At 47.1% G+C, this 11632-nt stretch carries 6 protein-coding genes; 2 read left to right on the top strand and 4 right to left on the bottom strand.

Annotated elements, in window-relative coordinates:
• Window position 1: 1 nt before the first annotated feature.
• The 3 genes from J4N43_RS24545 to J4N43_RS24535 all read right to left on the bottom strand — a co-directional run bounded on the left by J4N43_RS24545 (window position 2) and on the right by J4N43_RS24535 (window position 7880).
• Window positions 2-241 carry a hypothetical protein gene (locus tag J4N43_RS24545; RefSeq protein WP_017634062.1) on the bottom strand — a complete coding sequence of 80 codons (240 nt, stop codon included), beginning with the start codon at window positions 239-241 and terminating at the stop codon, window positions 2-4.
• A gap of 455 nt (window positions 242-696) precedes the next feature.
• Entirely contained in the window at window positions 697-1122 is a 426-nt protein-coding gene (locus J4N43_RS24540) for a hypothetical protein (RefSeq protein WP_054579116.1), read from the bottom strand.
• Between the two features lie 38 nt (window positions 1123-1160).
• Entirely contained in the window at window positions 1161-7880 is a 6720-nt protein-coding gene (locus tag J4N43_RS24535; protein ID WP_171343328.1) for an SNF2-related protein, read from the bottom strand.
• Between the two features lie 381 nt (window positions 7881-8261).
• Here J4N43_RS24535 and J4N43_RS24530 point away from each other — a divergent pair, with 381 nt between their 5' ends.
• The gene (locus tag J4N43_RS24530; protein ID WP_171343329.1) at window positions 8262-9935 is read left to right on the top strand and encodes a portal protein; all 1674 of its coding nucleotides are present in this window, start codon (window positions 8262-8264) and stop codon (window positions 9933-9935) included.
• Window positions 9936-9948: 13 nt separating this feature from the next.
• Complete coding sequence (locus J4N43_RS24525) at window positions 9949-10902, top strand: hypothetical protein (protein WP_017634066.1); 954 nt, start codon at window positions 9949-9951, stop codon at window positions 10900-10902.
• A 91-nt stretch (window positions 10903-10993) separates the two neighbouring features.
• Here J4N43_RS24525 and J4N43_RS24520 read toward each other — a convergent pair whose 3' ends face one another.
• Window positions 10994-11350, bottom strand: a complete 357-nt coding sequence (locus tag J4N43_RS24520; protein ID WP_252094220.1) for a hypothetical protein — start codon at window positions 11348-11350, stop codon at window positions 10994-10996.
• Between the last annotated feature and the right edge of the window lie 282 nt (window positions 11351-11632).

The following is an 11632-nucleotide window of genomic DNA, read 5'->3' as shown; positions in this document are numbered from 1 at the left end:
ATTAATTTCCTTTGCTGGTGGAATTTGTTTGCTGTTTTGGTTTGCTCAGTGCTACCTCAAGATCCTCGATATAGCACTGAACTACGTAATCAGTTGTACCGCCGCCGTGCATTGCTTTGTAAATAGCAGTGTGGCAAGGGCTTACACCCTTAACGCCATCAATGAGCTGCTTGGCTTTTCTGGTACTTCCTGCCTTTTGGACTAATTGATTTAATCTTTCGCATCGTTCCTTGGATGCCATATCAATGCCTCTCGATTGTTGTCACTGGCAACAGGCACACACTATACGTTGCCAGTAGCAACAGCACAAGAAAAAAAAGTAACAAACAGAACCGATTGCACAAGTTTTCGCATGCGAGAACATTAGATAAATTGTGAGATTGATTCCATGTGTTTTCGCATGCGAAAACTTTTTGACAATTCTATTACTTAACTAGGTTACAAAGAGCAGCGTCAACAGGCATAAGAAGGAAAAAGCACCTAGTTGCATAATTCATTGTTTTTAATAAAAAATATTGAAAAACCTGTTGAATGTGAAAATTATTTCATATAAATTAAATTACAGATAGGCGGCAACAAAACTATTAGGGGTAGGATTGATTGCATCAAAGCTTATCTGTTCAACGTGCAATCCCCGCCATTTGTTCAGTGGCGGGGTTTATTTTTTCTATCTCAAAAGTTTTCGCATGCGAAAACTTAACGCATCGATTTGCTGTTAACACTCCACGCTTCGAGATTTACGTCCTCGATAGAATATTCAAATTCTTCATCATCGACGTAGTAGGTATGTAGGTTTGCTTGCCAGTAGCCTTTATCAACTTGCTCTTGCTGGTACGCCCACGCAGCACACAACAAAATCGCAGGGTCTTCGAAATTGAAGTGTTGCTCTGTGATCACTTCTGAATCGCTGCCAAGGTCATAACCATGCTTGGCCATGAGCGATTTAACCGCCCACCAATAAGCGCCATAGTGACGGTACATGAGCGGATTGGCTTTAAGTGTTTTGTAAATGCCATCTACTTGAGCTTGGATAAATGCTTCTTTGCTTTGCGCTGTTTCTAGCGCCTCATCGAGTAAGGGCTGTAGATCTTCAACGGTAGGCAATTTCACTTGAGTAATCATTGTTGTCTCCAAAAAGTTTTCGCATGCGAAAATTTGAGTTAGGCAGCTTCGGCCATTGTGTTATGAATGGTTAATAGCGATTTCGCTAGCAATTCCAAATCCGCTTTCGCAGAGATAAACCACCAGCCGCCATTAAATTCACTGCTTGCGTTTGATGCGAAGTCAGCGCCGTACTCGGCCTTAGCTTCCTTGTCACCAGCGAACATCACTTTAAGCGAACCTTTAAGGCCATTGTTGTCCATCAAACCAATGCGCTCGTATGGCTCTACAACAATCTCTTTTCGGTTGCGACCGCGCTTAGGCTTCCAGCTAATTGGTGAAGTCACCATTTTAACGTCGATGCCAATGCCTGACATTAGTTCGCTAAACTTCTCGATGCTCTCTACGTTAATGGCAGAGATATTATCGATTTTCACTTTCTGCGTTTCGGTCACTTTAACCTCGGCCTTTTCCGGCTTATCCGCATTTAGGTACTTCTCGATAAATTCCTCACGCTGTGCGCTGCGATAAGTGAATAGCGAACCATACGCACCTTTCATGCGATTCAATGACCAGTCATCCGAGAAGATTAGGCCATCACCGGATAGGAACTCACGTTCGCCAATAGCGTGTAGGTCAGCACATACCTTAAGCATGGTTTCTTGTGAGTTTTCGCCGTAAATCGCATCGACCTTTTTCAGTAGGTGAGTATCGGTCGTTGGTTTGTATTGCGTCATCCAGTACGCGATCTGTGATAGACGTTTCGCACGGTCAGGGTCGTTAGCCACCAGCTTAGTGAAGTCAGCGAATAGCTTATCTTCCAGCTCTGTGCGGTATTCGCTAGAGCGTTCGGTCAGAATATCGGTGTAACGAGTGAACTCACGAGCCGATAGGCGGCGCGCTTCGTGTGCGTTGGTGTAACCTGTCCATTTCAAATTGCTTAGATGGTTATCTAGCTCTTTAAGGAAAGTGATAGACGTTTTGTAAGTCGTCTCTGCTTTCAGTAGCGCTTCTTGATAAAGCTCAGGGTATTTTTCCTCGAATGCTTTGATCTCAAGTGTCACCAGTTCAACAACTTCCTGTTCGCTCACTTGGTTGCCGTTTTCCATCGCCTGTTTGTCCCAATCGCTACCGATAAAGAAACTTAGAATGTCGTGTTCCAACATCACGCGACCTTTATCTTCCAATTGCTTGGTTACTTGGTCGAGTAGGGCTTTCACGATCGCTTTATCGCTCGCATCTGGATAAATCAGCGTTTGGTCTGGTTCAACATCCAACCCCCACGGCGTAGAGAATGAGCCGTCAGCATTGCGCACCAAACAACGGCGGCTGTTACCGTAGGCTTTCATTTTCTTTTCTGCGACCAGTTCAAAGAACGTCTCACGGTCAAACGTATGAGCGACTTCACTTAGTGGTACACCTTGGAGCGCTTTTGCTTCTAGCGCAGCTCTATCCTGATTCACTGGCGCAATTTCAATAATGCGCTCAACAGGTAGATCGACATAGTTGCGTGACGCTGGTTCGCCGTCCATTTCAGTAATAAAGCCGTCCACCGTGCCAGATTTACGGTCGAAGTTGGTGATCATGATTGTTGCTTTTGAATCGTACTCGGCGCTCCAAGAACGGCTCTTAACTTCGGCTTTGTAGGTGTAGCCATTACGCACAATCACACCGTTGCGAACAATGTACAACTCTGGATGAGTTAGGAAGTCAGGGTAATCCTTTAACACACCGTCATTGATGGCCAGCTCCATTGCTGGTTTCAATTTCTTGATGGTATCGCTCGCTTTGTCGCGGTTTTTGATCGCTGCCTCATAGGTTTTGATTTGGCTTTCTAGCGCAAACAGTCTGCCTTTGGTGCGTTGGTAGTTTTTGTGCTGCCAACTTCCGCGCTTCTCGCCCTCTGCACGTAGGCGATCTTCTTCCACCTCTTTGCGTAGTGGCTCTAACTTCTCGCGTAGTTCGGCCAGCTCGCCCTCAACCGCACTCACATCCAAAGCAAGCATTTGGGTGGCTTTGATGTACTTGCTGACGTTAATACTTGCTAGTCGGCGTTCCTCTAATTTGCGCTTGCGCTCAGCTTGACGCTTAGCCGCTTCGATACGGGCTTTCGCTTCTTCTGGATTTGCTGCCAGCATGATTGCAGTTTCGTCGGCTGCGTCTGCATCGGCGTTCGCAATGTACTTTTCATCACCTTTGAACATTGTCTCAATCCAAGTGGCTTTGCGTTGGATTGTGGCCAAGCGGAAATCATCGAATGAGCCTTTCGACGTGTAGTAGTGAACGTTCACGCTGTTTTGTTTAGAGCCAACACGCGCGCCACGGCCATTACGCTGTGTGATACTCATTGGAGTCCAAGGTAGCGTTAAGTGGTGAATATCGGTTGTGCCATGATGCAAGTTGATGCCGACTTCGCCTTTTTTATTGAGGATCATGAATTTGTATTTCGAGGTGTTGTAAGCATTGGCCATTGCTTCCAAACCCGCTTCCTCATCGTCCTCAGTCGCTTTAGAGCCTTTCTTACCCGCAACGGTATCGCTGTTCAAAATACCGATTTCAGACAGCTTACAACCAACAAAATCCGCAATGATTCGCGCGACTTTCTTGTGCTGTGTTTTTTCTTCGGTGAAGACAAGCTGCTTACCGCCAGCCAGATAAATCTCGCGCGCGTTCTCAAGGAACTTGGCGTACTTAGGGGAGACAGGGTGCGTAAATTTCAACTTGGCCTTGTCACAAATGTTTGTGAATCGGTCATCAAGTTGCTGGTGGAGCTGAACCACGCAGTGATCGCCCTCGACCTTAACGCTCTTATCAACCTTAACTTGGATTTTGCTTAGCTTAACCGTGCCGTCTGGTGCCACATCCTCAAAAGCGACCGTGACGGTATTTGGTAGCTTAGCTACTGCCGCCTCAACCTCTTTTTTGTTGTCCTTGGCGAATCGGTAGGTAACACGCTCATAGTACAAATCAAGGTCTGTACTTACCTTGTCCATTTTACGGATTAGGCCGAAAACCGTGTCGTTAGGGTATTGCTCGACAATCTCTTGGTTTTCGTCTTTGTCTGGATTACTGATTGCGTCAGCGCGCTGGCGTAGTTCCTCATATAGCGCTTCCTGTTCGCTATTCATTTGGACAACGCTTTGCTGGCTAATCAGGTCAGGAATGTGAACGTTGGCACCAACGGATTTAGCATCCTCGATCGTCATGTAGCGGTTAACGATGTTTCGAAGTGCGTCTAGGTTTTGGAATCCGAGTAGGGCTTCACGCTGTTCAACTTCGCCCGAAATCTTAGTAACCAGCGCTTCGCCAGTCTTACCAAACATGCGGATAAAGTCGTCGCTGTCAAAGATCCCCATCTTGGCAAACGTGTCTGCCGGAATGATGTGGGACAGCATATTGAACATATCAACAGGGCTGTTTACGGTTGGCGTAGCTGTTAGGAAGTAAACGCCTCGACCGTCATTGCGAGCCTTAATGACGTTGTTCTTAAGCTGCATATCGATAGCGCGATCGGCTTGCGCTTGGCTAGGCAAGAATGCCAGATTGTTTCGGTATGAGCCGCCCTTGTACGAGTTGCGGAAATCATGCGCCTCATCGACCATCACCGAATCGAATAGCAAGTCCTCAAAGTACGGTAGTTCTTCGTTTTTGGCCGTACCATCGTCAGCATATTTCGCTTCAAAGCGCGCGTTCTTCGCTTGATCTGTGTGGCTTTCCGCTTCCTTAACTAGCTTGCTTGAACCAGCAATCAAACCAGCATCGCGCATTTCAAGCACGTTGGCCGAAATCGTGTCCGGCTTCAATGGAATGCGGTTGTACACGTCTTTTGTCATTACCACGATGCGAGCGGTTGACTGTGTAAGCTGGTGGAGCTGTTCTGCTACGCGCTTGCCGTTTGTGTCTACGGTCAGTTTGGCGCGCAAGATAGGATCGCCTTTCTTGTCTAACTTCGGTTCGCCCGTTTCATCTAATACCGGTTCCCGAATGATTTTTCCGTCATCGTCTTTGTGAACTTCAAGGCCGATAAATACCTTGTCAGATAGATTGCTTTCACCAAAGAACAGGTCGGACTCATAGAACCAGTTCTCTAACACGGATTTAGGAACAACGATGGCCACACGGTTGGCGCGTTTGGTTTCTAGGTTGTGCTGCACGAGGCCAAGGCCAGTGAGCGTTTTACCCAAGCCAGTACCAAAGGCAATAATGCCGTTACCGTCTGCACTGTGACGGCGAATCGTTGAGTTTTGGTAAGGTAGGAACTCAATCGCACCAGATACGCCATTTAGCGTTAGTGGTGAGTCATCAAACTCCGGCTTAATCCAACCGTTAAACGTATTGTTGTAAACCTGTTCCAAGTATTCTGAATGGTCAGATGATGCAATCCATGTAGAAAACTCATCATCGAGGCGGCGCATTTGTTCACGGATAAGTGATTTATCTTCGTTCTTACTACCGCCACGAACCGCACCATAGTTGATGTACGATTCAATTTGACGCTCAAATCGCTCATCGCTGTTCGCTGCTTTACCTTTCACGCCATTACGAGTTAGGCCATCAATCCATTCGCCATCACGCCAACGGTAGCCAGTAAGGTATTGGCCGGATTCGCTTTGTACGAAATCCTCAAAGCCGTCCTTATCCTCGGTAAAGTCGCCCAAGATAAATTCCGTGTAGCCACGGTCATGCAGGAACTCAAGCATGATGTTTTTAGGAATCCACTTATCGGTAAGCTTCATCTTCACATCGGCAATCGAGATCTTGTTTCGCTTAGATTCGATGGCTTTAATTTGGCGCATGATGTTAGCTTTCACGGTATCGCTGGTGGTCGATACTAATTGTGTGGTCAGCTGATCCATGCGCTTACCGACTAGGCCAGTCGTCGCTTTATGGAATGCCGTCACCGTGCCGTCAGGGTTTACCGCTACCTCATCCATGTTCGCTAGGTAATCAAGCAACTGCTCATCGCTCATCGCATCGATACCGCTTGCGGTGTAATACGTGCGAACGTCATTCAGTGTCAGTGTGGTTATGCCTAGTTCACGGTCACATAGATGGAACACGTCACAAATGCGAGACGAACTGTATTGAACGGTCAGCTCACGCTTAAGGTCGCCTTTGAGTAGGTCAGACAGTTTGCCCTTAGAATCGATCGATGAGTGGTAGTAATTCCATGCAGAGACGTACTTCTCGCTTAAGTTGCTTAGCGCTTTCTTCGATACCTTAGAACCGCCCATTAACGCGTTCAGCTCTAACACTTCGCCGCTTAACTTCACGCGATATTGTTCGGTCTGGAAGTCCTCCGCGCCCATTGCCATGTTGGCCAAGTCGCTATTGGATGTCGTTCGGCTACCAGCAACCAACGTTGCAAGCGTTTGAACTTTCATGCCAAGTAGAATGCCTTTGTAAGCGTGTTCTTGGCTTGCTTTTGGCAGCTTGGCAATCTCGCGCATTAGGGCTTTAAAGTCGTCATGACACAGGTAACCGTAATCTTCGAAAAGCTTGAGCGCTTGGCTGGCCGATAGCTTAAGCATCGATTCAGTAGAGTAGGTGATAGAACCGATCTCATCGGTGTTATCTACGCCATAGGTCGCCTTACTGATAACGCCTGTTTTCGCATTGCTTTCAGATAGCTCCCATTCGCCATCAATCATTTCGTACTGCTGGCCATTGCGGAAAATCGTGTCTCCATTGGAGTATTTCGCGCTCACTGGCTCGCTAACCGCTTCATCGAGTAACATCCAATCAATGCGACTGTCAAAGCGGCGCATTAACGACTCTTTAATATCATCGTTAGAACGGTTGCCACGCTTCACGACTTTGCGCGCAAACTTACCTACGCCCTCAACAGTCTGTTCGCCGTTGATGAATTTCTTACCCTCGCGCTCGAACCACTTACCTTTGAGCCAAGTGTCCCAAAGTACGTTAGATTCAATCAGCGTGTCGCGGTCGGCGCTATCAATCAGTGCTTTCGCTTGGTCGCTGTGTTTTCGCCAGATAACAAGGTCAGTCACTACGCCCGTATCAGAGAACGTGCCCGTTGGTAGTCGGTGCGCGCCCAAAAACTCCGCTTTAAGCGCGAGTTGTGTACGCCACTTCTCAAGGTTTTTCGCATCACAAATACGAGTTGGCAGCACTAGGGCAATCAAGCCACCAGCTTTCGCCTTATCGATAGAACGAGAAACGAAATACTGATCAGCGTACTTAATGTCTTTGTACGCTTTGTCTTTCATCGCGCTAGCGTCTCGAACACCATAAGGCGGGTTGCCGATTACTAGGTCAAAGTCGCCAATGCCAGGATTAGTTGCTACCGCTTCGAATGCCGATTGGATTACATGGTCTTCGGGGTGAAGAATTTGGTTGATGGCCGCTGAGGTCTGATCCATTTCTACGGATGTAGTCAGGGTGCCTTTAGGTTTGGTTTCGCTAAATACGCCCACGCCCGAACTTGGTTCAAGTACGCTACCGCCAGTAAAGCCATAGGAACGAACTGCATCCCAAGTCGCGCTCGCCAGCCATTTAGGCGTGTAGTATTCGTTGGTGGAGCCACCGATGCCGCCAAAACCTGTGTAGTCGCGCAGAGCTGCTTTATCTTCGGGTGAAACGTTGGAGTAGTCGCCGTTGTACTTGGCGAGAATATCTTTGGCTAGTTGGTTAGCCTTAAGGCGCTGGTGGCCTTTTGGAGTGTCGCTAATATCGACAGCGAGCAAGGCTTCAAACTGGCGTACCAGTTCATCGATTGTTGTCGCCTGTTCAATACTGCGGGTTAAATCAGTGTTCATTGAACGTGCCTTTTATTCTTTGGATAAAAGCCAAAAAAAAAGTCGAGCTTTCGCCCGACTTTTTCCTTTCCTATTCCCCATCCCAAAAAAACGCCACTATCAATATCAATTTAAGTTAATGAATAATCTAAAATATCTAAGGAAGTAGATTTTTAGGGACAAAAGAATTATTCCGAACACGGCCATTATCATCAAGAATAAAAATTAGTGTTTTTGGTGAGTAACCAAGATTCAAAGGCAAGCAATTGAACTTTGACTAAAAAAAATTAACGCATAGAAAATCAATGATTTATTAGCGTATTGGTCACATTGACGCGATGCGCTATCATCCAAGATCATCCCCATCCCTGTAAAAAGCGCCTCAAATTACCGAGGTCGCACATGTCGCAAAATAAGGCATCAATTGGGCTAGCGGCAGCTTTAAAACAAGCGTTCCCTTTCTTTAACGAGAATGACGATAAAGAGAGTGGGATAAGTTTTGAATCTGGCGCTGGATACACGGGATCGCCATTCCACGATCGCGAACACCAATTAGATGAAAGCAACGGCGCTCTGACCAATGACGGTCGAAAAAGCTCAGACCGCTTTTTTCTGCACAAGCTGCCGAAAGATCGCTTCATGCTATATCCGATACTCAAGGAAATGGCCGAGGACAGCACGATTGATGCCGCGCTCAATCTGCACCTTGGTCACGCTCTTTCGGTATCAAACGACAATGGCATGGCTGTGTATCTTCATCCAACCGATGAGAAGTACGCCGAGTACGTAGGCCGTCTTAACCGAGAGCTGCTAACTCCAATCAACGAAAACCTAATGAACTGGACGTATTCAACGCTGGTTTATGGGGTTAACTATGTTCGCCCATACACGAAAGAGGGCGTGGGTATTACTCACTTTGAGGCCAACTACTACACGTTGCCAAACCAAATTCGTGAGTACGAACGTTCGGGCGAGCTAGCGGGATTTACTGCGGAATATCTACAAACCCGAGCGAACGGCGAACAGGTACGCCTTGCCGAACCTTGGGCGCTTATCCCACTAAAAATGCCAATCTGGCGGCCAGATATGGATATACCGCCAGTTAACTACACTGGCCAGCGCTACTCACTTTATGACGATGCGTATTCACGCATGCCAATCGAGACGCAGAACTACGGCACATCCATTCTTCTTACCTGTTTTGAGGCTTGGTCGATGCTTCGCCAGTCCATTGCAGCGCTCGGCGCAAGTCGTGTGAATGCTTCACTTATCGATCGCATGGTAGCGGTAAACACTGACGGCTTAGATGCGGCCGGAGCTGCGGAATACATCAACATGGTCGCTGACCAGATGAAGCAAGACCGTCAAGAGGTGGTAGACCGTTCCCGCAAGCTAGGTTTCATTCCAACCGTCATCAACACGCTATTGCCCTTTATGGGCGGCGCTAAAGGTGGCTTGCAGATCGATACCTTTACCACTGACCCGAATATCTCCCACATCGAAGACATTATGTTTCACCTTAAACGCTTAGCCGGAACGCTTGGCGTAGACCCATCCATGCTTGGGTTTGGTGATCTTCTTTCTGGTGGACTAGGCGAGGGCGGCTTCTTCCGCACATCGATTCAATCTGCACTACGCGCCAACCAAATCCGCGCAGCCGTGGTGGCGTTCGTTAAGCGCGCTATCGATATTCACACCATCTACCGAGACGGCAAGGTGTGGAACGATAACGATATGCCATTCGAGATCCGCTTTAACTCTCTCAATACCGCTATTGAGCAAGAGAAAGCCGATGCAATGGAATCTCAAGCGAACTACGCAACCATGCTGGCCACCGTGCTTGACCTTATCGAGCAATCCCCAATCGGCAAATCCGAAAAACTCAAAAATCACCTTTACACGTCTGTTATTGGCCTCGATTCCGAGCTGGCCAAGGAAGTCATTTCCGAGCTGGCCGCTCAAGTCTCTAAAAACGACAAAATGATGGAATCCATTGGCATGACTGACCAAAGCGAAGCGGAACGATTCGTTAGAGACGTAGTTCTCGACCTACTAACCGAAATCCAAAGCCATTAATGGAGAAAAGAAAGTGACAGCAAAAGCACTTAAACAAGTATCCGACCGTTTCAGCCTATTCAATGACGGTCGCAAGCTTAGCGCCAACAAGCGCAATTACATCATCAAAGCCGTTCAAGCGATGCTCAACAGCCCACGAACTCAAGAGCTATTACGACTCGGTGAAGCGTATGGTTACTATGGCCATCAATCCCGCCAGCGAGCGAATAAGCTCTCAATCGGTGAGACTGAGGTGATCATGATTAATGGTCGTCCGGTTGTGGTAGAAAACGTGCCATCTAACCGCACAATCTCTATCACCTGTTCAGATGACGGTATTGTTGAACACACTCAAGAGTTTTTAGATACCGACACAGGCCGTATTGCTTTAGGTTTGCACAATAGCCGTGCTGGTGGTTGGAGCTGGGCGACTGGTGGCCAAGATACACGCGAGGCATCGATCACGACTTCATATCACGGTATGGACTACGTATTGCAGCCGAACTATATCAGCCTAGACCATCCGGCCATGATGATGGAAAGTGCGAACAGCGAGCAAATGATCCTCGAATCGCTACAGGAACAAGGTTTTGATGAGGAATCCGCGCGTAATATCTACGCGAACATGACTCAACAGACTAATGTTGAGCTTGTCGGTGATCTTACTAACCAGCTTATGTACCTAGAAAGCGTGAACGCAGAGTTGCGTGAAAAGGTAGAGCAAAACGCTAAGGCAACCTCGATGCTGCTTGATGTTGTGGACTCTTTACCTATCTATGTGACCGATGCGCAGCGCAAAGCGATCGCCAACATGGCCAGCAAGGAAGATCATCAAGTGGTGCGAGCTATGTTTGAGTCGCTAGGTTCCCGAAAAATGGCGACTTTACCGACAAATAGCTACGTTCCAGTAGAGCAAAAAGTGAGTGTTGCGCCTCAAATTAAACAGCAGTTCGTCAACTTCGGATCTTCGGCACGAAAATTCCAATAAGTTGATCAATTAAAAAGCGCCACCAGCGATTAGTAATTAAGTACAAAAAACACTCAATAAAATCGAAAATACTGGTGGCCAATTCGGAATTTTATAAATCACTAGGCGCGACAGGACGAAAATAGAGTTTATCTTTCTTGAAGTGCGTTGGTCGCCAGTCCCAACCAGCGATAGATACGCTATCTCGCGCGCCAGTAATATACGACACTGAGCGCAACACATTGATACCCTTATCAAAGTTAATCGCCTTATCGGCCTTTAGAACGAGTCTACCGTCTTTTTGGCTATGCAAACCAAAGGTGCAACCTGAGATTGTTACTAACAAATCCAACGGTAGCGCTGGGGCGTTCTTTTTCGGGAACTGTCGGCGCTTAAATTGTTGTTTTAATTGGTTAACTTGAGTTTCTAATTGCTGTTCAGCACTTGGTGGAGGAGTAAATTTCATCACAGAGTTATCCACAAAATTCGATGTGTTCGGAATATTAACACGTCCAAAAGGAGTTTAAATAGATAAAATTTTTGGTAAACTCTAGCGCCAGATGGTAACGCACCTTGTTCGGAATCGCTTTGATACAGAGACTTGTTTGATCAACCATTTACGATCAATAATAGGGGAGTTTTTCTGTAATTAGATCATGGCGATACCGTGATAGAGAGAAAGTGATTCGATTTCGGGCAACAGAAAATAAAAAAGCCCGCTTTGGCGAGCGGGCTTTCTTACTGAAATCGA

The organism is Vibrio sp. SCSIO 43009 (assembly GCF_023716525.1).
Classification (GTDB): domain Bacteria; phylum Pseudomonadota; class Gammaproteobacteria; order Enterobacterales; family Vibrionaceae; genus Vibrio; species Vibrio alginolyticus.
The sequence above is the reverse complement of the archived record's forward strand: the minus strand, read 5'-3'. Positions and strand labels throughout refer to the sequence as shown.